Annotated in this window: 23 protein-coding genes; 9 read left to right on the forward strand and 14 right to left on the reverse strand. The window is 56.1% G+C overall.

From position 1 onward, the window contains the following. Position 1: 1 nt before the first annotated feature. From hemW to FHS30_RS00410, 7 genes are all read right to left on the reverse strand, one after another. Positions 2-1,174 (reverse strand): radical SAM family heme chaperone HemW, encoded by a 1,173-nt coding sequence (gene hemW, locus FHS30_RS00380; RefSeq protein ID WP_343048892.1) that lies wholly within the window; start codon positions 1,172-1,174, stop codon positions 2-4. After that, a complete protein-coding gene (locus FHS30_RS00385; protein WP_183907249.1) occupies positions 1,171-1,974 on the reverse strand; it encodes an SPFH domain-containing protein in 804 nt (267 codons plus the stop codon). Before FHS30_RS00385 ends, hemW begins: the two co-directional genes overlap by 4 nt. 25 nt (positions 1,975-1,999) lie before the next feature. Further along, entirely contained in the window at positions 2,000-2,596 is a 597-nt protein-coding gene (gene rdgB, locus FHS30_RS00390) for an RdgB/HAM1 family non-canonical purine NTP pyrophosphatase (protein WP_183907250.1), read from the reverse strand. Further along, positions 2,580-3,059 carry a DUF4426 domain-containing protein gene (locus FHS30_RS00395; protein ID WP_183907251.1) on the reverse strand — a complete coding sequence of 160 codons (480 nt, stop codon included), beginning with the start codon at positions 3,057-3,059 and terminating at the stop codon, positions 2,580-2,582. The genes rdgB and FHS30_RS00395 overlap by 17 nt, the downstream gene beginning before the upstream one ends. Positions 3,060-3,061: 2 nt before the next feature. Next, positions 3,062-3,655, reverse strand: a complete 594-nt coding sequence (gene metW, locus FHS30_RS00400) for a methionine biosynthesis protein MetW (protein WP_183907252.1) — start codon at positions 3,653-3,655, stop codon at positions 3,062-3,064. Further along, positions 3,652-4,803 (reverse strand): homoserine O-succinyltransferase MetX, encoded by a 1,152-nt coding sequence (gene metX / locus FHS30_RS00405; protein WP_183907253.1) that lies wholly within the window; start codon positions 4,801-4,803, stop codon positions 3,652-3,654. Before metX ends, metW begins: the two co-directional genes overlap by 4 nt. Positions 4,804-4,892: 89 nt before the next feature. Next, positions 4,893-6,878 (reverse strand): dynamin family protein, encoded by a 1,986-nt coding sequence (locus tag FHS30_RS00410; RefSeq protein ID WP_183907254.1) that lies wholly within the window; start codon positions 6,876-6,878, stop codon positions 4,893-4,895. Between the two features lie 250 nt (positions 6,879-7,128). On the opposite strand from FHS30_RS00410, the gene FHS30_RS00415 reads away from it, so the two are divergent. Then, positions 7,129-8,094, forward strand: coding sequence for a calcium/sodium antiporter (locus FHS30_RS00415; protein WP_183907255.1), 966 nt, complete (start codon positions 7,129-7,131; stop codon positions 8,092-8,094). A 116-nt stretch (positions 8,095-8,210) separates the two neighbouring features. On the opposite strand, the gene FHS30_RS00420 is transcribed toward FHS30_RS00415, so the two are convergent. The 3 genes from FHS30_RS00420 to FHS30_RS00430 all read right to left on the reverse strand — a co-directional run bounded on the left by FHS30_RS00420 (position 8,211) and on the right by FHS30_RS00430 (position 10,384). Beyond that, positions 8,211-8,741, reverse strand: a complete 531-nt coding sequence (locus FHS30_RS00420; protein WP_221197139.1) for a YggT family protein — start codon at positions 8,739-8,741, stop codon at positions 8,211-8,213. A gap of 64 nt (positions 8,742-8,805) precedes the next feature. Beyond that, the gene (proC, locus tag FHS30_RS00425; RefSeq protein ID WP_183907257.1) at positions 8,806-9,621 is read right to left on the reverse strand and encodes a pyrroline-5-carboxylate reductase; all 816 of its coding nucleotides are present in this window, start codon (positions 9,619-9,621) and stop codon (positions 8,806-8,808) included. Between the two features lie 43 nt (positions 9,622-9,664). Next, positions 9,665-10,384, reverse strand: a complete 720-nt coding sequence (locus FHS30_RS00430; RefSeq protein WP_183907258.1) for a YggS family pyridoxal phosphate-dependent enzyme — start codon at positions 10,382-10,384, stop codon at positions 9,665-9,667. Between the two features lie 121 nt (positions 10,385-10,505). Here FHS30_RS00430 and FHS30_RS00435 point away from each other — a divergent pair, with 121 nt between their 5' ends. Further along, entirely contained in the window at positions 10,506-11,540 is a 1,035-nt protein-coding gene (locus tag FHS30_RS00435) for a type IV pilus twitching motility protein PilT (RefSeq protein ID WP_183907259.1), read from the forward strand. A 12-nt stretch (positions 11,541-11,552) separates the two neighbouring features. Further along, positions 11,553-12,695, forward strand: a complete 1,143-nt coding sequence (locus tag FHS30_RS00440; protein ID WP_183907260.1) for a PilT/PilU family type 4a pilus ATPase — start codon at positions 11,553-11,555, stop codon at positions 12,693-12,695. A 16-nt stretch (positions 12,696-12,711) separates the two neighbouring features. On the opposite strand, the gene ruvX is transcribed toward FHS30_RS00440, so the two are convergent. From ruvX to gshB, 4 genes are read right to left on the reverse strand one after another with little or no spacing between them, the layout of a single operon-like run. Continuing rightward, positions 12,712-13,134 carry a Holliday junction resolvase RuvX gene (ruvX, locus tag FHS30_RS00445; protein WP_183907261.1) on the reverse strand — a complete coding sequence of 141 codons (423 nt, stop codon included), beginning with the start codon at positions 13,132-13,134 and terminating at the stop codon, positions 12,712-12,714. A 21-nt stretch (positions 13,135-13,155) separates the two neighbouring features. Beyond that, complete coding sequence (locus FHS30_RS00450) at positions 13,156-13,749, reverse strand: YqgE/AlgH family protein (RefSeq protein ID WP_183907262.1); 594 nt, start codon at positions 13,747-13,749, stop codon at positions 13,156-13,158. A 47-nt stretch (positions 13,750-13,796) separates the two neighbouring features. Then, the gene (locus tag FHS30_RS00455; RefSeq protein WP_183907263.1) at positions 13,797-14,708 is read right to left on the reverse strand and encodes an energy transducer TonB; all 912 of its coding nucleotides are present in this window, start codon (positions 14,706-14,708) and stop codon (positions 13,797-13,799) included. A 3-nt stretch (positions 14,709-14,711) separates the two neighbouring features. Beyond that, positions 14,712-15,677: a glutathione synthase gene (gshB, locus tag FHS30_RS00460; RefSeq protein WP_183907264.1), complete on the reverse strand. Its 966-nt coding sequence runs from the start codon at positions 15,675-15,677 to the stop codon at positions 14,712-14,714. A gap of 313 nt (positions 15,678-15,990) precedes the next feature. Between gshB and pilG the strand changes: the two genes are divergently transcribed. The 6 genes from pilG to FHS30_RS00490 all read left to right on the forward strand — a co-directional run bounded on the left by pilG (position 15,991) and on the right by FHS30_RS00490 (position 26,890). Then, positions 15,991-16,386 (forward strand): twitching motility response regulator PilG, encoded by a 396-nt coding sequence (gene pilG, locus FHS30_RS00465; protein WP_183907265.1) that lies wholly within the window; start codon positions 15,991-15,993, stop codon positions 16,384-16,386. 62 nt (positions 16,387-16,448) lie between these two features. Continuing rightward, a complete protein-coding gene (gene pilH, locus FHS30_RS00470) occupies positions 16,449-16,811 on the forward strand; it encodes a twitching motility response regulator PilH (RefSeq protein WP_183907266.1) in 363 nt (120 codons plus the stop codon). A 31-nt stretch (positions 16,812-16,842) separates the two neighbouring features. After that, positions 16,843-17,397, forward strand: a complete 555-nt coding sequence (locus tag FHS30_RS00475; protein WP_183907267.1) for a chemotaxis protein CheW — start codon at positions 16,843-16,845, stop codon at positions 17,395-17,397. A 69-nt stretch (positions 17,398-17,466) separates the two neighbouring features. Continuing rightward, complete coding sequence (locus tag FHS30_RS00480; protein ID WP_183907268.1) at positions 17,467-19,647, forward strand: methyl-accepting chemotaxis protein; 2,181 nt, start codon at positions 17,467-17,469, stop codon at positions 19,645-19,647. A gap of 18 nt (positions 19,648-19,665) precedes the next feature. Next, positions 19,666-20,532, forward strand: coding sequence for a CheR family methyltransferase (locus FHS30_RS00485; protein WP_183907269.1), 867 nt, complete (start codon positions 19,666-19,668; stop codon positions 20,530-20,532). A gap of 19 nt (positions 20,533-20,551) precedes the next feature. Continuing rightward, positions 20,552-26,890, forward strand: coding sequence for a hybrid sensor histidine kinase/response regulator (locus tag FHS30_RS00490; RefSeq protein WP_183907270.1), 6,339 nt, complete (start codon positions 20,552-20,554; stop codon positions 26,888-26,890). Positions 26,891-26,896: the final 6 nt, after the last annotated feature.

Consider the following 26,896-nt stretch of genomic DNA (forward strand, 5'->3'; position numbering starts at 1 on the left):
GCTAATCGGCTTCGAAGGCGAGCAGTAGGCGATTCAAAAAGCGGCTGCCGAGCGCCGTGGCCTGAAGCCGATGGGCCTCCACCAAGCCCTGCTCGCGCAGGCGACCCAGTGCGGGCTCCAGCGCTGACAGCGACAGGCCCGTGCGCGCTGCCAAGAGCGATTCGGGCACGCCATCGGTGAGTCGCAGGGCATTCATCATGAACTCTAAGGGCAGTTCTGCGGGCGCTAGCCGGTCACTGTGGGCGGCAAAGCGAAAGTGCCCGGTGATGCGTTCGCCGGGTGCGAGGCGGTTTAGGTAGTGTTCGGGCAGGCGGGTTTTCGAGCGCCGTTCGATATGCCAATCATCGCCCTCGCGCCGGCTGATCTTGCCGTGTGCGCCGGCGCCGACGCCCACATAGTCGCCAAACTGCCAGTAGTTGAGGTTGTGGCGCGCAGCCTTGCCGGGTTTGGCATAGGCCGATATTTCGTACTGCTGCAGACCGGCGGCCGCCAATAGGGCGGCGCCTTGATCTTGGATGTCTGCCAGTGCGTCTTCCACGGGCAGGGTCGGTGGCCGGCGAAAAAATTCCGTGTTGGGCTCGATGGTGAGTTGGTACCACGACAGGTGGTTGGGCGCCAGCGCCAGCGCCTGTTCAAGGTCTGCACAGGCGTCCTCTGGGCGCTGATCGGGCAGCCCGTGCATCAAATCTAGATTAAAGTTATCAATGCCGGCGCGACGAGCCATGTCTACCGCGTTCAGCGCTTCTTGCCCTGAGTGGATGCGTCCCAAGTGGTGCAATTGTTTGGCATTAAAGCTTTGCACGCCGAGCGACAGTCGATTCACGCCCGCCGCTCGGTAGCCCTTAAAGTGCTGCTGTTCGGCGGTGCCCGGATTGGCCTCTAGGGTGATTTCGATGTCCTCTGCGAAACCGAAACGCCGCTCTGCGCCTTCGATAAGTGCGCCAATGGCGTCGGCACTAAACAAGCTCGGGGTGCCGCCGCCGAAAAATATCGAGACCAAGGGGCGATTGCCAATGGCCGCGCGCTCGTCGTCCATGTCCGCCAGCACCGCGCGCACATAGTCTTGCTCGGGCAGCGAGTGCCCCGCCTTGTGCGAATTGAAATCACAGTAGGGGCATTTGCGCACACACCAAGGAATGTGGATGTAGAGCGATAGCGGCGGCAAGGTTGTCACTGGGTATTTTTCACCAGAGGCATGCCGTTGGTGCCCACTGGAATGTACACCGTCGTGTGGTTGGGCGATTCCGCCATTTTCAGCTGTGCGTTAATCGCCTCATGCTGCAGGTAATTGGGGGTGAGGGTGGCGTTGATAATTTTTTGGGCTTGGGCAATGCCCTTCGCCTCTTCGATACGAATTTCAGCATCCTTTTGAGCGATCTGTTTTTGAGTCTCTTTTTCGGCAAGTAGTTGCTGGGCGGCCAGTTTTTTCTCTACGGCGGTAGCGACGATTTGCGGGTAGTCGATATTGCCCACTACGACTTTGGTTAATTTAAATGGCGTTCCTGAGAGATACTCCTGCATTTTTTCGGTAACTTCATTGGCAATTACCTCGCGGTTTGCTTTGAGTGCGCCACTGTCAAATTTTTGCACTGTGTTGCGCACGTAAGTACGGAATGCTTCCTTTACAAATCGCTGATACCAATGGGTGCCGCCAAAACGGTCAACCACCGTTTTGATTGAGCCTGGGTGGATAGACAGAACGGCATGAAAGTTAAAGCTAATGTTGAGGTCATCGTTGGCTAGAATTTGAAAGGCCTCGGTGTACGTGGCTGGGCGCACATCGATATTGATCACTTCATTGCGCCAAAGGGAAACGCCATAGTTGCTGGGCCCCTGAAGTTCGCCTCTAAAACCGCCGGTGCCAAACACGCGAGGATTTTCGAAGACATAACCTTCATGACCCGCTGGAGTGTTAGGGTTAGAGCAGCCTGCGAGCGCTAAAATGATTACCGCGAGCGCGAATCGAAAATTCATCCTGATACTTCCTCCTGGGTTTCGACTATTGCAATTGTTGTAGCAATTGCTTGAGTGCTTTGCCGCGATGGGAAAGCGCATTTTTGTCTGTTTTGCTCAGTTCCGCTGAGGCGCAGTTGCGCTCTGGCACCCAAAACAGCGGGTCGTAGCCAAAGCCATTGTCGCCCTGCGCGCTGTGCAAGATGCGCCCGCGCCATTCGCCTTGGCAAAGGATCGGCACTGGGTCTTCTGGGTGGCGCACCAAAGCCAGAACGCATAGGAAGCGCGCGCCGCGTTCGGCGTCTGGTAGGTCTTTTAACGCCTCAAGTAATTTGGCGTTGTTGGCGCTGTCGTCGCCGTGGTTTCCTGCGTAGCGAGCGGAGTAGATGCCGGGTGCGCCACCGAGGGCGTCGACCGCGAGGCCCGAGTCGTCTGCCAGTGCGGGCAGACCCGATAATTGCGCGGCGTGGCGCGCTTTTAAAATGGCGTTTTCCACGAAACTCAAACCGGTTTCATCGGCGTCGGGGATGTCGAACGCGGATTGCGGCTGCACGCGAATACCACAGCCGGCGAGCATGTCGCTCAGTTCTTTCAGCTTGCCGGCATTATTGCTGGCGAGCACCAATTCATTGATTGTTGACATAGAGTTTCCGCGCAAATTTCACGTCGATGGTGTCGCCGCTGGGCGTTTGCAGTGTTATGGCAAAGTGCATGACTTCTTCATTGGTAAAGCGCAATTCGGCCAAGTAGTAGGTGGCGTCGGTTTCAACCACCGGTTTGAAGGCCAATGTTTTTTGCTGTTGCATCAAATTGGTGGCGGTACCTTTTACGGTGGCGGCTTGGCCCAAGCCATAGCTGCCATCGGCGCGCTTTTGCGTCAGTGCGATGTTGACGATGACGCGATTGTTGGCGCGCGTAAAATCGAGCGCGCGCGCCGCAGCAGGCTGCAAAAAGTCGCTGGTGAAGGTGCTGAAGTGCACGCGATAGTCGCCTTGATCGTGCCAGGGTTGTTCGACCACGGGCACCGCCATGGGCGCTTCTGGCTGGGCGTGCACGCTGGCTGCCATTAACAGGCTTAGCAATATAAACGCGAAGGTAGCTTTCATAATTATTTGCTCAGGTGGTAGATGGCATTAACCGCCAATAAATTGGGGGCGAGATCGATGAGGGCATGGGTGCCGTGCGCGCCGGTAACTTCCCTGCGCAAAATTTTAATGCCCTTTTCTGCACACAGTACCTCAAAGTCGCGCACGGTGCAGAAGTGGATGTTGGGTGTGTCGTACCATTGATAGGGCAGCAGATCTGACACGGGCATGCGGCCACTGGTGGCGAGATGCCAGCGGGCTTTCCAGTGGCCAAAGTTGGGAAAGGCGATGATGCATTCACGGCCCACGCGCAGCATTTCGTCCAGCACCAGGTGCGGAAAGCGCATGGTTTGCAGCGCTTGAGTCATGATCACCAAATCAAAGCTCTTGTCGTTAAACCGGGTCAGCCCTTCGTCGAGGTTGTGCTCAAGCACGTTCAGGCCTTTGGCGATGCAACGATTAATTTCTTCGGCGCCAATTTCAAGGCCGTAACCTTCCACACGGCAATTGTCGCGCAGCAGTTCGAGCAGGCTGCCGTCACCACAGCCGAGATCCAGCAGCCGGCTTTTCGGCGCGACCCACTTTTCAATGATGCTGTGATCGATACGTAGACTCATGTGCGCGGCTCCGTGTCGATGGTGTCCATGAAGTTTCTGAACACTTGTTCATAGCGGGGGTTGGGCAACAGGAAGGCATCGTGCCCAAAGTTTGATTCAATTTCCGCATAGCAAACGGATTTATTGGCGGCCATGAGAGCGTGCGCAATCTCGCGCGAGCGCTCCGGTGAAAAGCGCCAGTCGGTGGTAAACGATACCACCAGAAAGCGCGCGCTGGCGTGTGCAAAGGCAGCCACTGGATCGTCGTGGTATTCGCGGGCCAGATCAAAGTAATCGAGTGCGCGCGTCATGAGCACATAGGTGTTGGCGTCAAAATTGTCGGAAAACACATCGCCTTGGTAGCGCAAATAACTCTGCACTTGAAACTCCACCAATTCGTCGCTGCCCTGCGCAAAACTGCCGGTGCGCAGGGCGCGGCCAAATTTTTCACCCAGCCCATCGCCCGACATGTAGGTGATGTGGCCGATCATGCGCGCCGTGGCTAAACCGTTTTTCGGGCTGGTGTGGTGCGCGAGATAATCGCCGTCGCAGAAATTGGGGTCGGACATAATGGCGTTGCGCGCGGTTTCGTTGAAGGCGATATTTTGCGCCGTCAATTTCATGGCCGAGGCGATGACGACGCAGTGGCGCACGCGGTCCGGATATTCGAGTGCCCAGCGCATGGCTTGCATGCCGCCGAGGGAGCCACCCACCACGGCGGCCCAGGTGTGAATTCCGAGCGACTCGCCCAGCTTGGCCTGCGAGTGCACCCAATCGCGCACGCGCAAGGTGGGGAAGTCGGGGCCCCAAGGCTTGCCGGTGTCTGGGTTGATGCTCGTGGGGCCCGTGGAGCCGGCACAGCCGCCTAGATTGTTGACGGCCACCACGAAAAAGCGGCGAGTGTCGATGGGTTTACCGGGGCCGATGTAGTGGTCCCACCAGCCCGGTTTGCGATCGCTTTCGCTGTGGAAGCCGGCGGCGTGATGGGTGCCAGACAGGGCGTGGCAAATGAGCACGGCATTGCTGGCATCGGCATTGAGCTGGCCATAGGTCTCGTAGATCAACTGGTAGCGCGGCAGTACCCGGCCACAGGCCAGCGACAACGGCTCGTCGATGTCGAGTATTTGGGGGGTGACTAGGCCAACGGAGTTGGTGTCAGACTTGGGCACGTTCAGTTATCCCGTCGCGTTTAGGGTGGCCGCAAGTCTAAGGATGCGCCCGTGCCAGAGCAAGCGGGCGCTCCCAAAATGGCGCCTCGCTAAAGAGCTGAGGCGCTTTTGGCGTGTAAATTCACAACATTAGAGCGCGCGTCGTCGGCGGGTTGCAGCGCGCGGGTGTTGCTGATGATGCCGTCCAAGTCCATCAGCGCAGATTCCAAATTGGCAATTTGCGACTTGAGCATGGCCACTTGTTCTTGCTGGGTGTGGTTTTGCAAGTTGAGGTTAGCCAGCTGCAGCAGTTGTTCGTCCAGCAGTTGCTTTTGGTACAGGTTGCGGTGATTGAGTGGTGCCAGTGCGTCCTTCAGCCAGCTGTCGAGATCGTTGCGCAGTTCGGCCATGAGGTTGCGCGTCTCCTGGGCCACTGTGCCCAAAAAGCGCGTCATCAGGTTTTGCTTGCTGGTCAGCAAGTTGCTGAGGCCCAGCGAATATTGCTTGCTGTGCGCGCGCAGTTGGTTGGTGCGCGCTCGGTAGTGGCGCAAATTGAATTCGTGGTTGCGCAGCAGATCCGGATTGACGTTGCTATCTTCGCGCTTGTAAATGGACTGCATGACCTTGTTGGCTTGCACCAGTTGATGGCCCAAGTTGGACAGGCAGTGATCCACATTGTCAAAGAATTCCTGCACCACTCTGCCGACGCCAAAGGTGTGCCAGCTGGCGGCCAAAGCCTCTTGGGCGGCGTTAATCTGCTGCTCGATGATGGCTTCACTGATGGGGCCAAGCAGCGCGTCGCGCTCCCGGTAGAGCAGTCGCTCACTGGATTTTAGTGACAGGCTTTGCTTGTGGTATTGGTGGTGAATGCGTTTGATGTTGGCGCGCAGTGACACGAGCGTGGCCCTGTGTTCGTCGTCGCCTTTGGCAGCTTCCACATCGGCTAAATCGCGATCGGCCGCATAGAGGCGCTCGCGCAGCAGGTTGCTGGTGTCGTCCATGATGGTCAACAGGTCGCCGATTAAGCGGTGGCTGGCCAAGCGGGTGCGATTGTCGATCAGCTTCTCCGACAGCAGTTTCTCCAGCTTGGGCAGTTGACTGCGCGCGAGCAGGGTGGCGTCGGTTCGAGCGTGCGCGATGAGCGCTTGTTTGGCCGATAGCGTGAGCACCTGCTCGAGGGGCTGTTGCAGTTGGCGCGAGGTGGTCTCGCGGACTTTGTGGATGGCCAGCAATACATCCTCTTGGGGCAGTAGGTCGTCCCACAAGGTATCTATTTTGTTGAGCAGTGTGATCACTTCCGTGCCCTGGGTGTGGCGCAGGATGTTGATGTGCTCGTTCCAGATTTCCATGTCGGTGGCGCTCACGCCGGTATCGGCCGACAGCAAAAATAGCATGGCTTGCGCGCTGGCCAGCGTGCTCAGTGCCAGCTCCGGCTCGTTGCCTAAGGCGTTCAGCCCGGGGGTGTCGAGAATGCGTAGGCCGCGGGCCAACAGCGGGTGGTCTAGGCTCACAAGGGCGTGGCGCCAGACGGGAATCTCTACCCTATCGACGCTTTCGCGCGAGCGCACCAAGCCTTCAATTTCAAAGCCCAGCGCCTCGGCTTCGGCCACGGACACAATTTTGACCTCGGCGATGCGCGCCATGGCCTTTTGCACTTGGCGTTGGTCGTGTGGATCAAAGTGCGCGGTTACCCATTTTTGGGGAATGCGTTTAAAGGCCGCCAGCGCGACATTGGAGCGGCGCGTTTCGATGGGCAGCAGTCGCACGCAGCCCTTGGGCGTGTTTGGATCGCGGTAGATTTCCGTGGGGCACATGGTAGTGCGGCCGGGTTGCGACGGCAGTAGTCGGTGACCGTATTCTGCAAACAGCAGCGCATTGATCAACTCCGTCTTGCCGCGGGAAAACTCACCCACCAAGGCCAGCGTGAATTGATCCTCGGCCAGCATGGCGCGCGCGTGCTGGAGGCTCTGCGCGGCTGCTTTAGAGGTGATTTTGTGGGCTTCAAGCCATTGCATAAAAGCCTGCAGCTGCGTATTGAGTTCTTGCTTCCAGCGCTGGAAGCCAGACAGCTGACGGTAGAGTGATGCGTGATCCATAGTACGACCTGGTTGCTATGGTGATTGTCGCCGAGGGCGAGTGGCACCTTATCGTTGTTTTTATCATTGTTTTTTTAGCGGCCCATTAAAACCGAATAACGCCCACTTTCAAAGTTCTGGTTATAACGATTTCGTTTCATTAGGTCATTTTTATGCTTTTTGGTGTGCCAATTCCGCCGCTGGTCGTGTTATTTGCCGATCGCCCGCATACAATGGCGCCCTGTAATCCAAACCAAACAAGGGGTAAAGCGTGCTAATAGCTGTGGGTGGCCTGATTGTAGGTCTAGTGCTGTTGACTTGGAGTGCCGATAAATTCATTGACGGTGCCGCTGCCGTGGCTCAACTGTTGGGGATGTCGCCCTTGTTGGTGGGCATACTCATCGTCGGTTTTGGCACATCTGCGCCGGAGATGTTGGTGTCGGCCATCGCCGCATTACAGGGGGAGCCCGACCTAGCGCTGGGCAATGCGCTGGGCTCCAACATCGCCAATATTGGGTTGATCGTGGGTATCACTGCCATTCTGGCACCCATCACCGTGCACTCGCGCGTGGTGTCGCAGGAAATGCCCTTGATGTTGGTGGCCACGGGATTGGGTGTGTTGGCGCTTACTAACGATTGGTTGGGGCGGGGCGACGCGCTGCTGTTGCTGGGTGGCCTGGCCGCATATATCGGCTTCGGCGTGTGGCAAAGTATTCGTTCACCCCATGACTCCCTCGCTGACGAAGCCAATGACAGCATCTCCCATGAGCAGAATGGCTGGAAGGCGACGCTGGCATTGGTATTCGGCCTCTTGGTATTGCTGGCGAGCTCGCGCCTATTGGTGTGGTCGGCCACGGAAATTGCCATGGCGCTGGGCATCAGTGAATTGATTATCGGTCTGACTGTGGTGGCCTTAGGCACCAGCCTGCCCGAGTTGGCGGCGAGTATCGCCAGTGTGCGCAAACAGCAACACGATATGGCCGTGGGCAATGTGATTGGTTCCAACGTGTTTAACATTTTGGGGGTGGTGGGCATCGCCGGGTTGATTCACCCAAGTGCCGTGGCTGCCGATGCGCTGGGGCGCGATGCCTTGGTGATGGTGCTGCTGTCGGGTGCGTTGGCGGTGTTGTGTTACCGCGCAGTGGGACGCGGGGCCATACAGCGCTGGCACGGTGCCCTGTTGGTGGCCGCCTACTTGGGCTACAACGCATCCTTGGCCATGTCGGTGTTGGGCTAAGTCGGCTCTATAAAATAGGTCGGCACATAAAATAGCTCGGCAGCATAAAAAAAGGGTCGCAATGCGACCCTTTTTTTATGGTTATTTTTTATGATCACTGCCGCGTGATGCGCGCATCAGTAGCCTAAAAATACCCAGCGCGGCATGCCCAACTGCTGTGCGAACTCGGGAATCAGGAAGTTGCTGATAATTTGCAGGCCGATGATCACCACCAGCGGACTGAAGTCTAGGCCGCCCATGGGCGGAATTAGGCGCTGAATGGGCCCCATCAATGGGTGCAGCAACTGGCGAATGAGCAGCAGCGCTGGATGGTAGCTCTGCGGCGCGATAAAGCTCGCGATGATCATGATGATCAGCGCCCAAAACAGCAGGCTGGCCAAGCTCGCCAGCACCATCACCGCCGACCAGGCCAACAGCAGCAGCGGGTTTAAGAAGCCAAAGCCTTTAAACCAGACGATGGTTTGCGCCAGCACCATAGCCAACAGCAGCGCCAGCACAATGGACGCGAAATCGATGCCCATGATGCCAGGGATGACCTTGCGCAATGGCAGCAACAGAGGATTGGTCGCTTTGACCACTGCTTGGGACAGCGGGTTGTAGAAATCGGCGCGAGCTATTTGCAACATGAGGCGCAACAGCACCACCATCAGGTACAAGCTGCCCAAGGTCTTCACCAGAAAAATTAAAATGTTTACCAGTGTATCCACGGCATTAGTTCCCCATTTCTTGAGCCATTTCCGCGGCGCGGTTGGCGCAGCGGGTCATTGCGCGGGCCACAATAGCGCGAATGTCGTCTGCCTCAAAGGAAAATACCGCTTGCTCGGTGGTGCCGCCGGGCGACATGACGCGGCGGCGCAGCTCGTCCACGGGCACATCGGCAGTGGCCGCTAACTCGGCAGCGCCGGCGGCAGTTTGCAGTGTGAGCGCGCGCGCCGTGGCGCGGTCTAAGCCCATGGCTTCACCCTGGTCGATCATCGCCTCCATCATGAGGAAAAAGTAGGCTGGCGCAGAGCCCGCCACGGCGATGACCGCGTCGATGAGGGCTTCTTGCTCGACCCATGCGGTAATGCCGACGGCCTGCATCATAGACTCAACGCGCTGGCGCTGTGCGTCGGTCACTTGCGCGTTGGCAAACAGCCCGCTGGCGCCCTTGCCCACGAGTGAGGGGGTGTTGGGCATGCAGCGCACGATGGCGTGATCGCGGCCCAGCCATTGCTCGTAGCTGGCCATGGGTATGCCGGCGGCCACGGTGACGATGGTGGGCTTGTGGTCGAGGTGGGGCGCGAGGTCGAGGCACACGTCCTTCATCATCTGCGGCTTGACGGACAAGACGACTACGTCGGCACCGGCGGCTTGGTGGTTATCGGTGGTGGTTTGAATACCGAACTCGCCGGCGAGGGCCTCGAGCTTGGGGGTGCTGCGGTTGCTGGCAATAATGCGGTCGGGCGCGACGCCCTGCTTAACCATGCCGCCCAAAATGGCGGCGCTCATGTTGCCGGCGCCGATAAATCCGATGCGATAACTCATGGGGCTTCCTGTGTTGAATGTTTCTCTAATGGTGGGGGCAGACCTAGGAATTTCCAGTCTGGCCGCCGTTCATTGTCGATTGGGCGCGCGCGCCAAAAATGTCCGTGCCGACGCGCACAATGGTGGCACCTTCGGCCACCGCCGCTGCTAAATCGCCGGACATGCCCATGGATAGGGTATCTAGGGCTAGGCCCTCGCGATTTAACTGTTCTAGCAGCGCGCGCACTCGGGCAAAGGCCTGGCGCTGCGCGGTGGGGTCTGTGCGCGGTGCAGGTATGGCCATCAAGCCGCGGAGGCGAAGGTTTGGCAGTGCCGCCACCGCGTGCGCCAGCTCGGGCAGTGCGGCGACGTCGACACCGGCTTTACTGGGCTCGGCATCGATATTGACCTGCAGGCAGATATTGATGGGGGGCTGCTCGGCGGGGCGCTGTTCACTCAGCCGCCGCGCAATCTTTAACCGGTCTACACTGTGTATCCATTGGAACGACTCGGCCAAGGGCCGGGTTTTATTGGATTGAATGGGGCCGATAAAGTGCCACTCAATGGCTAAATCAGCCAGTGCGCGCTGTTTGTCCAGCGCCTCTTGCAGGTAGTTTTCACCAAAGCGGTGTTGGCCGGCGTCGAAGGCCGCACGCAGGCGCTCGGCGGGCTGGGTTTTGCTGACCGCCAATAGGGCGATTTCGTCACGGCTGCGGTGCGAGGTTTGGCTTGCCTGTTGCAAACGGGCCTCGACCTGCATTAGTTTGTCGGCAATCATGTGCATATTCTGAAATGGTAAAGCGTTGATCGGAAAACGCGATTAATTAACTCACGATTTTATTAGTAGTTGCGCAGTGATCGGTAAGTTTGCGTGCTCTGCAATACATTGAAAATAAGGTTGACGTATGGATATTACGGAACTTCTCGCCTTTAGCGCAAAACAAGGCGCCTCGGATTTACACCTGTCCTCTGGACTGCCACCCATGATACGCGTGGACGGCGATGTGCGCCGCATCAATTTGCCGCCCATGCAGCACAAGCAGGTGCACGGGCTTATCTATGAAATCATGAATGACCGACAGCGCAAAGACTATGAGGAATTTCTGGAAACGGATTTCTCCTTTGAGGTGCCTGGGGTCGCGCGCTTTCGTGTGAACGCCTTCAACCAAAACCGCGGTGCCGGCGCCGTGTTCCGTACCATTCCGTCAAAAGTACTGACCATGGAAGAGCTGGGCATGGGGCAGGGCTTTCGCGATATCTGCAACACGCCACGGGGTATTTGCTTGGTGACGGGGCCAACGGGTTCCGGTAAATCCACCACCTTGGCGGCCATGGTGGATTACATTAACGACAATAAATACCAACATATTCTCACTATCGAAGATCCCATCGAATTCGTGCATGAGAGTAAAAAGTGTTTGATTAACCAGCGGGAAGTGCACCGCGATACGCACGGATTTTCGGCGGCGTTGCGTTCTGCCTTGCGTGAAGATCCCGATATCATTCTGGTGGGTGAGATGCGTGACTTGGAAACCATCAAGTTAGCGCTTGAGGCAGCCGAAACGGGTCACTTGGTGTTTGGCACACTGCATACCCAATCGGCGGCCAAAACCATCGACCGGATCATCGACGTATTTCCCGCGGCTGAAAAAGCCATGGTGCGCTCCATGTTGTCGGAGTCGCTGCAGGCGGTGATTTCGCAAACCTTGTTGAAGAAAAACGGCGGTGGCCGAGTGGCGGCCCACGAAATTATGCGCGGCACGCCGGCGATCCGAAACCTTATTCGCGAGGATAAAGTGGCGCAAATGTATTCGGCTATTCAAACCGGCGCCTCCGTGGGTATGCAGACCATGGACCAATGCTTGGCAGACATGGTGGCGCGGCGCGTCATCACGCGCGAAGTGGCCCGAGAAAAAGCAAAAATTCCAGAAAACTTTTAAGGGGATCAGGCTGTGGATTTTGATCGTTTATTGAGCCTGATGGTGGAAAAGGGCGCGTCGGATTTATTTATTACCGCGGGCGTGCCGCCGTCAATGAAGCTGCACGGCAAAGTGGTGCCGGTCACCACCACACCGCTGTCACCGGAAAAGTCCCGCGAAGTGGTGCTGTCGGTGATGAATGAAAAACAGCGCACGGAATTTATAGAGAACAAAGAATTAAATTTTGCGATATCTGCGCGCGGCATTGGTCGCTTCCGCTGCAGTGCTTTTTATCAGCGCAATTTAGCGGGTATGGTGCTGCGTAGGATTGAAACTAATATTCCGAAAGTAGATGACCTCGGACTGCCAGAAATCATCAAAGAGCTGGCCATGACCAAGCGCGGGCTGATTATGTTTGTGGGGGCAACGGGCACCGGTAAATCGACATCGCTGGCGTCCATGATTGGTCATCGCAACCGAAATTCCAAAGGCCACATCATTACCATTGAAGACCCCATCGAATTTATTCACCAGCATCAGGGCTGCATTGTCACCCAGCGCGAGGTGGGCATTGATACGGATTCGTTTGAAGTGGCACTCAAAAATACCTTGCGACAGGCGCCTGATGTCATTTTGATTGGCGAGGTGCGCTCGCGCGAAACGATGGAACACGCCATCGCGTTTGCCGAAACCGGTCACCTGTGTTTGTGTACCCTGCACGCCAACAATGCGAACCAGGCATTGGATCGCATTATTCATTTCTTCCCCGCCGATCGCCACTCCCAGTTGTGGATGGATTTGGCGCTGAATCTGCGCGGCATCATCGCACAGCAGCTCATTCCCACGCCGGACGGCACCGGTCGTCGCGCCTGTTTGGAAGTGTTGCTCAATACGCCATTGGCGCAGGATTTAATTCGCAAAGGTGCGGTGCATGAGCTAAAGCCGCTCATGAAAAAATCCACCGAGCTGGGCATGCAAACCTTCGATCAGGCGCTCTACGATTTGTACGATCGCGGCGAAATCACCTACGAAGATGCCTTGTCTTACGCCGACTCGCCCAACGATTTGCGCCTGTTGATCAAGCTAGGTTCGGAAACCGATGCCGATTATTTAAGCAACGCTGCAGACGAGTTGACCATTCAAAAAGACGAGAACTCAGGCAACAAGTTGTTCTGAGTGTGACAATGCCAGCTTAAGCGCTGGCCTGCGAACTCAGCCAGCTTTCGAGAATTAAGCGCGCGGCGATGGAGTCAATGGGGTCACTTTTATAGTGGCCCTTGTGGCCCCGCTCGCGGGCCTCTTGTTTTGCCTCTCGGGTGCTCAATCGCTCATCCCACATGACCACCGGCAAACCGAAGCGGCCGTGCAACCGGTTGCCGAACTTGCGCGCCCGCGCGGCCAATTCTGATTCGGTGTCGTCCATGTTCAGCGGCAACCCCACCAAGAGCAGGTCTGGCTGCCACTCTTTCAATAACGCTTCGATGGCCGCCCACTCGGGCACGCCGTCGCGCGCCTTGATGGCGGGCAATTCGCGGGCGGTTTGGGTGAGGGTTTGGCCGAAGGCCAAGCCGATGTTGCGGGTGCCGAAATCGAAGGCGAGTAGACTTTGGGTCACGGAGGGCTCGTTGGCTGGGTGTTAGGCGTGGCCAGCATGACTGGATATCAAATTCAAATCAAAACCGAGTAATTTTGCCGCCGCCGACCAGCGTTGTTCTGCGGGGGTATCAAATAACAGCTCGGTGTCGCCCGGCAGGGTTATCCATGCGTTGTTGGCTATCTCGTCTTCCAGTTGGCCGCCTTCCCAGCCGGCATAGCCCAGGGCCACAATGGCATTCATAGGGCCTTGGCCGGCTGCCATTGACTCCAAAATATCGCGCGAGGCGGTGAGTGCGACCGCCGGTGACACATCGACGGTGGATTCCCAGCGCTGGGATGCGGGATGCACCACAAATCCGCGCTCTTGCTGCACTGGGCCACCGGCGAAAATGGGCAGCTTGCCCGTTTCGGGGTCGGTTTCGAGGCCCATTTGCTCAAAAATGTCGCCCAGTGTGATGTCGCCCAGCGGGTGGTTGAGCACCAAGCCCATGGCGCCATCGGCACTGTGATCGCAGATCAAGGTAATCGAGTGATTGAAGTGCGGGTCGCGCAGGCTGGGCATAGATACCAAAAACTGGCCCTTGAGGGAGCCGGCTGTGAGCTCGGTACGGGGTGGATCATTCAACTTCTTCATACGATTCAGTATGGGGTTTGGCGTGGGAAAAACAAGGTCTAAGACTATTAGCGGGAGGCTTGTGGGCCGGCCTCGCCGGAGCTTAAACCGGTAATCTCAAAGCGCAGAGTGCGCACAATCTCGAGGTGGGTGTGATTTTGCAAGACCTCGTGGGGTACGGGCGCGAAGGGTGAGCTGTCGCGAATAATGTTGAGCGCAGCATCGTCGAGCAGGCTGTAGCCCGATGGGTGGGTGATCTCTACTTGGTCGAGCCTGCCATCGGGGCGCACGCGCACCGCCAGCGTCACAGCGCCGAAGATTTCCTGCTTTAAGGCCTCCTGAGGAAAGTTGCGGTTGCCAACGTACTCGACCTTGTCGGTCCATTTGAGTAGGTAGGCCGCCTCGGCAGAGCTTTTTGTGGCCACCGAAGTGAGGTGGCGAATGCGCGGCCGCTTGGCATATTGCTGGCGCTGGCGATCGATTTGGGCCATGAGCGAGGCAATTTCGTCGTGGCTATTGGGGCGCTCTTGATTCTCGCCCTGGCGCTCCTCCTGCTCGGGGGTGGGCTGATCTAAGCGGAGGCTGGCACTGTGGGTGCTGGCGCTGGTGGTGGTTACCAGTTGTTCGTCGCGTCGCTCGCTGGGCTTAATCTGGCGCTGCTGGGGCGTGGGGTTGACGTCGTTGATCACCGGCGCAAAAAACTCTGCCGACTGATCGGTTGTCTGGGCCTTGGCCTCCTCGATGGTGCCACTGCCCTCTTGGTTCTGTTGCGCCAGAAAGTCGGCTTTGTCCGGCTCTTTGGCGCTTTTGTGGTTGGCCAAGGTAATTTCCAGCGTCGGCAGTTTGCCGCTGCCGTCGTCCACTTTAAACGTTAGGCCAAACAAAATGAGCGCGTGAATAGCCAGCGCGACGAACAGCGTAAAGGTCAGGCGGTCGCCCTGGCTATCGTTGGGCGTTTGCAGCAGGGAGCCGGTGGCCATGGGTTAGCGCGCCTCGAGCCGCAGGGCTATGGCGTCCATCAACAGGCCGCCAATGTCAGTTTGGTAGGCCGTATTGATCTCGCGGGCGCAGGTGGGGCTGGTGACATTGATTTCGGTGAGGTAGTCGCCGATGACATCTAAGCCCACAAACAACAGCCCCTTCGCCACCAGCGTAGGGGCCACTTGCGCCACTATCCAGCGGTCGCGCTCAGACAGCGGCTGTGGGCGACCGGTGCCGCCGACGGCGAGATTGCCGCGGGTCTCGCCCTGGCTGGGTACGCGGGCGAGGCTGTAGTCAACAGGCTTCCCGTCGATCACCAAGATGCGCTTATCGCCGTCTTTGATTTCGGGCAGGTAGCGCTGGGCCATGATGGTTTCTTGGCCGTGCCGGGTCAGTGTTTCGAGGATGACGCCCACATTCGGATCGTCGGCCTTCGCGCGGAAAATGCCGCTGCCGCCCATGCCGTCTAGGGGTTTAAAGATGACGTCTTGGTGGTGTTGGTGAAATGCGCGCAGGCGCCCGTTGTTTCGGGACACGAGAACGGGCGGGCAGCACGCCGGAAATTGCGTGGCGAATACTTTTTCATTGCAGTCGCGCAGGCTCTGCGGATCGTTGACGATGAGCGAGCCCTCGCGCTGTGCGGCCTCTAGGATGTAGGTGCTGTAGACATACTCGCTGTCGAAGGGCGGGTCTTTGCGCATCAGCAGGGCATCGAGGGTGCCCAGGGCCATGACTTCCGGCTCACCCAGCTGATACCAGTCGGTTCGGCCGAGGTGGGCATCGTCAGCTACCTGTACCGCGCGCCCCTCACCCATGGCTCGGCCCTGATCCAGCCAGAGGTCGCCCTGCTCAAAAGCCAGTACTTGCCAGCCCCGAGCTTGCGCGGCCTGCATGAGCACCAATGTGGTGTCTTTTTTGGGGTTGAAGCTGTGGATGGGGTCCATCACGATGCCGACGCGGTAGGTCATGGCTTACCTCTGGGGAAATCTGGGTGGGTGCGCGGCATACCGGCGCACCAATATTCACTTGCCGGTGAGGATAGCGCCATCGGCTGTCGAGGGCTATAGTCGGGCTCACGGATATGGTAAATTCCCATTTTATTCAGTCGCTTATAGCGAAACCTTAACAACTGTGTTAAAACATCCAGTCGGCGTAGTCTTCGCCGCAATTCCAGGCTCAGCTGCCGCTGTCTATCCGCGGCTGCTATGCTGATTGGGCGATCATCCGCCATTGACCCGGCCTGGTCGAGGTAAAAAATAAAGCGAAAGGCAATAGCTCATTATGGACGTCAATCTGGAAAGCCTGAAAGTGATGGTGATCGACGATAGTAAAACCATTCGTCGCACTGCAGAAACCCTCCTTAACAAGGCCGGCTGTACGGTGATTACCGCCACTGACGGTTTTGATGCACTGGCGAAAATTGCCGATACGCGGCCGGATATCATCTTCGTAGATATCATGATGCCGCGCCTCGACGGTTATCAGACCTGTGCATTGATCAAAAACAACAGCGAATTCAAGTCGACACCGGTCATCATGCTCTCGAGTAAAGATGGTTTGTTCGACAAGGCGAAAGGCCGAATTGTTGGCTCGGATCAATATTTGACCAAGCCCTTCTCTAAGACTGAACTGCTGGGTGCTATCCAAACCCACGTAGGGCAGGCAAAAGCTTCGTAACCTTTAGGTCGGCCTGATTGGCTCAGACCGTCATAACAAAAACAGATGTTCCCGGGGGACTTATGGCAAAAGTGCTAATCGTTGACGATTCACCCACTGAAACTTACAAACTTACCAGCATTCTTGAAAAGAATGGCCACGAGGTCATCACCGCTGAAAACGGCGAGCAGGGTGTTGCTGTCGCCAAGAAAGAAATACCCGACTTGGTGCTGATGGATATCGTGATGCCAGGCCTGAACGGCTTTCAGGCGACGCGCCAACTGAGCAAGGCGTCCGAAACGGCGCACATCCCCGTCATCATTGTGACCACCAAAGATCAAGAGACTGATCGCGTGTGGGGCATGCGCCAGGGGGCCAAGGCCTACCTGACCAAGCCCATCAGCGAGAAAACTTTGGTGCAGGCCATCGCTGACGCCATGGCCTAGCCATGGGGGCGAACAATAGTACGGGGAACGCATGACGGAGCCACAGGCGAACGAATCAAAAGCTTTCCAAGCGCTGCTTGAGCTGGCTGGGCGCAGTAAGCACTTTGCTCGCGGTCTACCTGCTCAGGTGGCTATCAAGCCACATTGGAGCGGCATTGGTTTTTCTTTGATGGGGCGTCGTTTTGTGGCGCCCATGGACGAAATCAGCGAAATGCTGGAAGTCCCTCCCTACACCCGACTACCCGGCGTTCAGCCTTGGGTGCGGGGCGTGGCAAATGTGCGCGGCCGGTTGCTGCCACTGTTCGACCTGGCGGCCTTTTTTGGCTCCAAAATTTCCAGTCACCGCAAACAGCGCAGGGTGTTAATCCTTGATCGCGATGAACTCTATTCAGGGTTAATTGTGGATCAAGTCTTTGGCATGCAGCACTTTCCGGTGGATACCTTTAGCGACGATAACAGCGAGCTGCCTAAGTCCGTGGCGCCCTTTGTAAGTGGTGCATACCGCCAGGGTGAAAACCAGTGGAACGTATTCAGCCCCGCGAGCCTCGCAGGTGAACCCAGATTTACCAATGCGGCCGAAGATTGAGCCGTTTTATTTCAGGGCGGAATTTCCGCTTTATTTTAAGTAACACGCAACGTTGGTCAGGAGCGTAGCATGAAGAACGAAACAAGAGGCCTGGTCGCATCCATGCGCGGCAACCCAGTGATGGCAGCTTTGGCAGCCGCACTGTTGGTAGTGCTGGTGCTGATGGGTGTGAGCTTTTACTTGGTGCAACAAAACACCGCCAAAGATCAAGGCTATCTGCAGCTTACCGCTGAATTGCGAGCCCTGTCTTTCCGGGTGACGTCGCTGGCTCGTGAATCGACGTCCGGCAACGAGGAGGCCTTCCCCGAATTGGCGAAGGTGATCGCCGAGATGGACAGCCTTTGGGGACGTTTGCGCGCTTCCGACATCGATACGCGCACCGCGCTGGCGGAAGAATTTGCGGGCTTCGATGCCATCTTCCAAAACGTGAAGAACAATGCCAACAGCATTGTGACCAACAAAGACACCATTATCTTTCTAAACGATGTAGCGATCACGCTGAATGAATCGCTGCCTGAACTGCAGGCAGAACACAACAACATTGTTGAAATCCTGCTGGAGAGCGGCGCTCCCGCCGACCAAGTGTCGGTTGCGCAGATGCAGTCCTGGCGTGCGGAGCGTATCGGGCGAAACGTGGATAAAATGTTGCGCGGTGGTGGCGATGCCGACCAGGCGGCAGACCAGTTCAACCTCGATGCAAACTTGTTCGGTAAGGTACTGTCGGGCATGAAAGGTGGCGACCTCGCCATGAGCATCTCACGGGTTACTGAGCCTGAAGCTGTGAGCAGCTTGAACGAAATTTCTGAGCTGTTCGAATTCGTGAACAGCTCCATCCGCGAAATCTTTGAAGCGTCGCCTGCGCTGTTTAAAGCCCGTCAGGCCACCAACCAAATCTTGGATGACTCACCTCGCTTGCTCGAGGCCCTGACCACGCTGTCAGACAAGATTGTGGAAAATGCCGGCAATCGCCAGCCCAACAACTTGACCATCGCCGTGCTCGGTGCCATCGGTTTGTTGGCCATTGTATTAATTGGTGCCCAATGGGCCCAGGGCACTCGCCAGCGACTGCTGGTTGAGGAAGAAACCAACGAGCGAAACCAGAACGCAATTTTGCGACTGCTTGATGAACTGGCTGACCTCGCCGACGGTGACCTGACCACCACCGCGACGGTAACCGAAGACTTCACGGGTGCGATCGCTGACTCCATTAACTTCACCATCGACCAATTGAGGGTGTTGGTTTCTCGAATCAACGAAACGGCTGTGAACGTATCGTCGGCCGCTCAGGAAACCCAGCAAACTGCACTGCATCTGGCCGAGGCCTCTGAGCACCAGGCGCAAGAAATTGCCGGTGCATCGGCCGCGGTAAATGAGATGGCCGTGACCATTGACCAGGTATCTGCCAACGCCGCCGAATCGGCCGCGGTTGCGGAGCGATCGGTATCGATCGCGAGCAATGGTGCAAAAGTGGTACAGAACACCATCCACGGGATGGATACCATTCGCGAACAGATTCAAGACACCTCGAAGCGTATTAAGCGATTGGGTGAATCGTCACAGGAAATTGGTGACATCGTATCGTTGATTAACGACATTGCTGACCAAACCAACATTCTTGCACTTAACGCTGCGATTCAGGCCTCGATGGCCGGTGACGCAGGTCGAGGCTTTGCGGTGGTAGCGGATGAGGTACAGCGTCTTGCGGAACGTTCTGCGGCGGCAACTAAGCAGATTGAGGCGCTGGTTAAAACGATTCAGAACGATACCAACGAGGCGGTAATCTCGATGGAACAAACCACGGCCGAAGTGGTACGTGGAGCTCGCCTTGCACAGGATGCGGGTGTGGCACTGGAAGAAATTGAAAACGTATCGTCCTCACTTGCAGAATTGATTCAAAACATTTCGAACGCTGCACGTCAGCAGGCCTCATCGGCCGGTCACATCTCGAATACGATGAACGTGATTCAAGAAATTACCTCGCAAACCTCCGCGGGTACATCGGCTACCGCACAATCGATTGGTACGCTGGCCGAAATGGCCCTCGATCTGCGGGAGTCGGTAGCGGGCTTCAAGCTGCCAGAAGAGCTGGACGATAATTACGGTGAAGACACGCTGACACTGGATGACACCGTTGAAGACATGGGCGACGGCATAGAAGAACTCGAGGAAGAGGTTAGCTTCGATCTAGATGGTGAGTTCAATGCTGAACTCAGTAGTCTAGAAGACGAAGATGAGCCGAATCGAGCCTGATAAGCGAGTAGCCGTAGCGTGGTGTGGTCGTTACGGGCGCTGCCCGAACTAACGGATACCGAATTCCAGCAGTGGAGCAAACTGCTGGAAGATCGTACGGGCATACAAATTGCCCCGCATCAGCGTGTCTTCTTGCAAACCCAAATTGCAGGCCGCATGCGCGAACTTGAGTGTGGTGACTACAACACCTACATGAATCAGGTGCGTGAAGGTTTGCAGGGCATGGTTGAGTGGTCGGTCTTAGTTGATCGATTGGTGGTAAAAGAAACCAGTTTTTTTCGCCATCGCCCGTCCATCGAATATGTTCGCCGCTTGGTTCAATCGCGCATCGATAACCAAGCGCTTGATGATAGCTTTGATGTGTGGAGTGTGGGTTGCGCCACTGGCGAAGAGCCTTATGCATTGGCCATGGCGGTGAACGATTGTTTTGAATTGGCCGCTATCGACCCTTACTTTGGCGTGACGGCGACCGACATAAGTTTGCCATCGCTGCACAAGGCCCGCGCCGGAATCTACCCCGCGCGCAAAGTGGATCATGCAACGCCGCAGGAGCGAGCGCGCTATTTTTGCCCCGCGGGTCAGCATTTGCAGGTGGTTGAAAAAATACGAGATCGGGTGTGTTTCACCCACGGCAATGTGCTGGAGTTAGGCAAGATGCCAGCCGTGCCCATGGATGTGATTTTTTGTCAAAACGTACTGATTTATTTTCGCCGTTGGCGGCGACGAGAAATTTTGAATCATTTGGTAGATCGACTTAAGCCCAATGGCGTTCTCATTGTAGGACTGGGCGAAATCACCGATTGGAATCACCCTAAAATGAAGCGTGTAGGCGGTGAAGAAATTCAAGCCTATCAACGCTCAGCTCCTGGCGCCGCCAAGAGCTAAATAACAAGAGGACGGTCCCTTGGGAGACAACCGTAACTTTGCAGCCCTGGATTGGGTCATTGGCGAAATTGGCGAAACGCTGAAAGAAGCACGTCAGGCGCTCGAGGCCTATGTGGAAAACGCCAAGGATGCCACGCGCATTCGCTTTTGTCTGACGCATATCCATCAGGTACACGGCTCCTTAAAAATGGTGGAGTTCTACGGCGCTGCACTTATGGCCGAAGAGATGGAGCAGCTGGCCCAGGCGCTCATGAATGGCTCGGTCAAAAATGAGCCCGAGGGGCAAGAGGTGCTGATGCGCGCCATCTTGCAACTACCGCTTTACCTCGAACACGTAAAAAGCAGTCGTAAAGATCAGCCCGCCATGGTGCTGCCACTCTTAAACGACTTGCGCGCGGTGCGCGGCCAAAGTTTACTGACTGAAACCCAGCTATTTACCCCCGACATGTCGGCCGCGAAAAAAATAACCGGCCAACCCATTGCAGCTGCGCAAGATGCCAAGCAATTTGCAGAGATGGTCACGAAACTTCGCCAGATGTTTCAGGTGGCTGCGGCAAGCTATATTCGCGGTGTTAAGTCTGATGAAAGTTTGGCATACCTCCAAAAAGTTTTTACTCGGCTGCACAAATTAACGCAGGGGACGCCGCGTCAACCGCTCTGGGAAATTGCGCTGGGTTTGGTTGAGGGGTTGCAAAGCGATGCTATCGAAGCCAGCGTTTCAGTTAAAAATTTACTGCGTCAATTAGATCGCGAAATTAAAGTGCTGGCCGTGTATGGGCTGAAAGCGCTGAAGGCGGGTACGCAACACGAGTTGTTAAAAAACTTGTTGTACTACATAGCACGCGCTGAAGTGTCTACGCCGATCATTTCGCGACTCAAAGAAAATTACCGGCTGGCCGAGGCGCTACCGAAAGACAATGTAGAAGATCTGGGCGAGGATGATTTACTGTCCGGGCCGGACGGCGAAGCCATGCGCTCGGTTGTATCCGCAATCGGTGATGAATTAGATATTGTTAAGCACGCGCTCGATATGTGTTTATCGGGCGAAGATTCCGGTGCCCATGTGCGCGAAGCCTTGCCGGTTTTACAGCGTGTTGCTGACACCATGGCAGTGCTGGGCATAGGCAGTTTGCGTCAGCAGGTGCTGGCTCAGGCAACCGTGTTGGAGCACGCTGAAGCAACGCCAGAATCTCTTACCGCCGACGTTCTCATGGGTGTTGCCGGCGAAATCATCGACATCGAAAACGGTTTGCAGGGCTTAGTCCGCAATCTGGGTGCCTCCGATGGAAAGGGTGCCGTTCAAGATATCAATTTAAATGAAGCGCAAGAGCAAGTTTTGCGCGAATGTCGCAATGGCTTAGAGCAGGCCAAAGATGCGGTTATTGAGTACATCGCGTCCCAATGGGATCAATCACATTTAGGCAACGTGCCGAATTTACTGCGGGAAATTCGCGGTGGTTTGGATATGGTGCCGCTGGCTAGACCCGCGCGCATTATTGGGGCCTGTGCGCGTTTCGTTGAAGAAAAATTGGTCGGTGTTGAGCATCCCCCTGAGTGGTCCACGCTTGATATTTTAGCGGACGCTATTACCAGCGTGGAGTACTACCTCGAGCGACTCGGTGGCGACATGGAAGAGGAGGATGATCTCCTGCTGAGTGTCGCGGAAGAAAGCGTGGAAGCGCTGGGCTACGCCGTTGCCAGCAGCAGACCAAAAACTGGCGCGGAGATTCGCTCTGATGCCGAGTCGGTACTGAAGAAAATGGTCGACGTTGAAGATGTCGACATGAATGTTCCGGTGCCCGACAACGCCGAAGCGGATGTTCAGGATCGGGCAGCAGAACCCGTCCAGGCCGACGACCTAGCGGCGGCAGAGCAGGAGCCGGAGCAAGAAACAACGTCGGACGTTGTTGAAGATGCCAGTGAGCTTGAGTCGCTCAGCGAAAACCTCGACGGCGATGTGTCCTCAGTAGTGCCCACCGCTGACGCAGACGATAACGCTGCCAATGAAGACCCGCCGGTTGAGGCTGAAGTTGCGCCTGCCAGTGCGCCAGAAGCCGCGCCGGAACCTGTCGCAGAGGAAGAGCCAGAGGAAGAAATCGACGAAGAAATTCTCGAGATTTTCATCGAAGAGGCTGAAGAAGTTACCGAGACCATCAATGAATTCTTTCCCCGGTGGAAAGAGGATTTCAATGACGAGGAATCGCTCACGGAATTCCGTCGAGCATTTCACACATTGAAAGGCTCTGGGCGCATGGTGAAGGCCATGGCCATTGGTGAGTTGGCGTGGTCAATCGAAAATATGCTGAATCGCGTGATCGACGGCAGCATTGAGCCCAATAGCATTCACGTAGATATGATCGAACGGGTCGTTGGCAAGTTGCCTTCTATGATCCATGCATTTCGAGATAAACAGCCGATACCTGACAAGGCTACGATCGATCAATACCAAGCGTGGGCAGAGGATCTATCGAAAGGCAATATTCCGGCAGAATTATTGGCTGGCGTAGAAGGCGCATCGAGCGCTGAATCTGAAGACCACAGTGCGCTTGATGCGGATGATGCGCCGGAAGAAGACGATTCCGAACCCGATACCATGCTCTGGGAAATTTTTGGTTCGGAAGCCAGTACGCACTTAGAGGCACTTGAATCGTTTATTCAAGAAATGCAGGAAATGGCGCCGCTATACACGCCGCCGAGCGAAACCATGCAGCGCGCTCTGCACACACTCAAGGGTAGCGCGCACATGGCGGACGTTGTGCCCATTGCTGAAATGGCTACGCCTCTGGAACGTTTTGTCAAAGAGTTGCGTTCATATCAGGTCAACATCGACGAAGATATTTTGCAATTGCTGCGCGATGCGGTGACTTATACCCGTGAAGCGCTGGCTGATATCGAAGCCGGACGCACCGTCGAAATTCCACGATTACAGCAATTTGTTGCTCGTGTAGCGGAGTTAAAAGAGCGTTCAGTTGCGCCGCTGATTCGTCAGCAAGAGGCTGAGGCCCAGGGCAAAAAGAAAGTAGACCCCGAGTTGTTGTCCATTTTCATGGCAGAGGAAATGAACCTCCTGCTTGATGCCGACGACATGTTAAGCCAGTGGCAGAAATCGGACATCGATCAAAGCCAGTTAAGTGCATTGCACTCGGAGCTAGCCAATCTAGAGAAGGGTGCCGAGCACGCTAACCTGGTGCAGATGAGTGGTTTAAGTGGGCAGCTAAAGGTTGTTTACGAAACCATGCGAGATGGTCAGCTCACATTGGATGATGCCGGATACACAACGCTACACCGCGGGCATGAATCGCTGTTAGACATGGTAGACGCCGTCGCAGCTGGGCAAAATATACTCCCCGTGGCCGATGACGTCATGGCTGCGCTGGTTGCACTTGCGCCCTTTGAAGCGGAAGGCGTGGAACCGGCGGATGAACAGCCGCCTGAATCTGCCGAAGATATTTTATTTACCTTGCCCGAAGCTGAAGCGGACTTTGAAGTTGCCGATGCCGAACCTCAGCCTACGCCGGATGTTGTACAAGACGTGGATGAGTTGGAGCAGGACGTTGAATTGACCCTGCCGGACGTCACAGAGGTTGCCCGTGACGACGACGAAGATGATGCATTTGTCGTTGAAGATAGCTCGCAATCACCCAGTGCAGCGGATGACGATTTAGCGTCGATAGATCTCGACGAAAATTTCGCCGAGCAAGAAACTTTTGAAGCCGAAGCCGAAGCCGAAGCCGAAGCCGAAGCCGAAGCCGAAGCCGAAGCCGAAGCCGAAGCCGAAGCCCCTGTTTCTGAACCAGTTGCTGAGGCCCCCGCTGCCCCCGTTATTGCTGAAGAACCTGAGGCGATTGCGGCAGAGGAAATTGACCCAGAGATTTTTGAAATCTTCTTGGAAGAAGCCGACGAATTGCTGGAAGAAGTGGATCACGCCATTAACGGCTGGTCTGACGATTGGAATGATGGCGCGCACCTCGAAGAGCTCAAGCGTATTTTGCACACCCTCAAGGGTGGCGCACGCTTGGCAGGACTCAAGGGCCTTGGTGACATTTCGCACGACTTTGAAACCTACTTGATCAATCGTGAAAATGATCGGGTGGCGGTAGACGATAGCCTGTTTGAGGTGATGCATCGCTACCAAGATCTTTTATTGAACGGCACTGAAAAAGTTCGTCAAGCAGTGAGCAGCTACGAACCGGAAGGCCTCGCTGAAGCAATGCGCGCCATTGAGCAATCCGCTCAAGCCGGTTTGCAGGCGGTCGATGGTGAGGCAGCTGCAGAAAACGACGCGACGGAGATTTCACCGGAATCGACATCTGAGGCGGCAAACGAACCGTCAGCGGCAGAGCCCGAGCGGCCCGCCGCTGTGTCAAAGCCCGCTGCTCCCGCCGCGCCCGCGGAGAAATCCTATACCTCGGCTGACGTCATCCCGTTTAATCCGCGTGCACCAGCGCCCTCCGTTGCGGGCAAAACCATTGCCGATAAGGGGCCGGCCCGCCCAGCCGCGCAGTTAGCGGTCAAGCGCAATCAGCCGCAGGAAGTGGTAAAGATTTCTGCAGATTTAATGGAGGAGCTGGTTAACCTCGCCGGTGAAACCTCTATCTCCCGTGGGCGCATGGAAGAGCAGGTAAGTGAAATCGGTTTTGCCATCGATGAGATGGAAGCCACCATTAATCGCTTGCAGGAACAGTTGCGCCGCCTCGATATTGAAACGGAAGCGCAGGTTATTTTCCGTCAAGAGCAATTGGGTGATGCAGAGGACTTCGATCCGCTGGAAATGGATCGCTATTCGCAACTGCAGCAATTGTCCCGCTCACTCATAGAATCTGCCTCGGATTTGCTCGACCTCAAGAGCACCTTGAACGACAAGACCCGCGATGCGGAAACCTTGTTGTTGCAGCAGTCGCGCATTAACACCGATCTACAGGAAGGCTTGATGCGCTCGCGCATGGTGCCCTTCTCACGGTTGGTGCCGCGTTTGCGTCGTATCGTGCGTCAGGTTTCAGGTGAATTAAATCGCCAAGTCAATTTTGAGCTGGACAACGCCGAAGGCGAAATGGATCGCTCGGTGTTGGAGCGTATGGTTGCGCCGCTGGAGCACATGCTGCGCAACGCCGTGGACCACGGGATCGAAGATGCCGAAACTCGCCTCGCAGCCGGCAAACCTGCCGAAGGCACAATTGGTTTGAGCCTAGGTCGCGAAGGTGGCGATGTGGTTTTGCGTCTAGTGGACGATGGCCGCGGAATTAATTTAGAGCGCGTTAAGGCCAAGGCCATTGAGCGCGGTCTAATGGCTGCCGATGCACGCTTATCTGATCAAGAAATCATGCAGTTTATCTTGTCGGCCGGCTTTTCAACGGCTGAAAAGGTTACCCAGATTTCAGGCCGCGGTGTAGGCATGGACGTGGTGCATTCAGAGATCAAGCAGCTGGGTGGCGCCATGTTTATCGACTCTCGCTACGGCGAGGGCACAGAGTTTATTATCCGGCTGCCGTTTACGGTATCCGTTAACCGCGCCTTGATGGTGATGATTGGAGAGGATCGCTACGCCATTCCATTGAATACCATTGAAGGTATTGTGCGCGTCAGCCCCTTCGAATTAGAGCACTACTACCAGGACGCTGATGCCCGTTTCGAATACGCCGGTGAAAACTACCGCGTGCGTTATTTGGGCAATATGTTGAACCGGGATTTGCGGCCGAAGCTCGAGGGCCATGCCTTGCCTCTGCCGGTCATATTGGTGCGCAGTTCAGAACACGCCGTGGCGTTACAAGTCGATACCTTGATGGGTAGCCGCGAAATTGTGGTTAAAACTCTGGGGCAACAATTCAGTGCCGTGCAAGGCTTGTCGGGCGCCACGGTTATGGGTGACGGCTCAGTGGTAGTGATCCTTGACCTGCACGCCATGATTCGTAAGGAAGCGGCGTTGTTAAGCTTGGGCCAGGCGCAACTTTTGGATGCGCCAAGTGCACAGGTTGAAGAAGATACCTCGCGCCTAGTCATGGTTGTGGATGACTCGGTTACCGTGCGTAAAGTCACCACGCGCTTCCTGGAGCGCGAAGGCTATAACGTTATTACCGCAAAAGATGGCGCCGATGCCTTGCGTGTTTTGCAAGATACGATTCCAGATGTGATGTTGTTGGATATCGAAATGCCTCGCATGGACGGCTTCGAAGTGGCGAAAAATATTCGCTCTAGCAGCCGGTTGAAAGGCATTCCTATCATCATGATTACGTCTAGAACCGGTGACAAGCACCGCGAGCGAGCATTTGGCCTAGGCGTGAATAAGTACATGGGTAAGCCCTACCAAGAGGATGCACTGTTGGCCAACATCCGAGAGTTGAGCGGTGAAGACCAGGAATAATGTGAT

Origin of the sequence: Simiduia aestuariiviva, from assembly GCF_014192475.1 — a bacterium.
GTDB lineage: Bacteria > Pseudomonadota > Gammaproteobacteria > Pseudomonadales > Cellvibrionaceae > Simiduia > Simiduia aestuariiviva.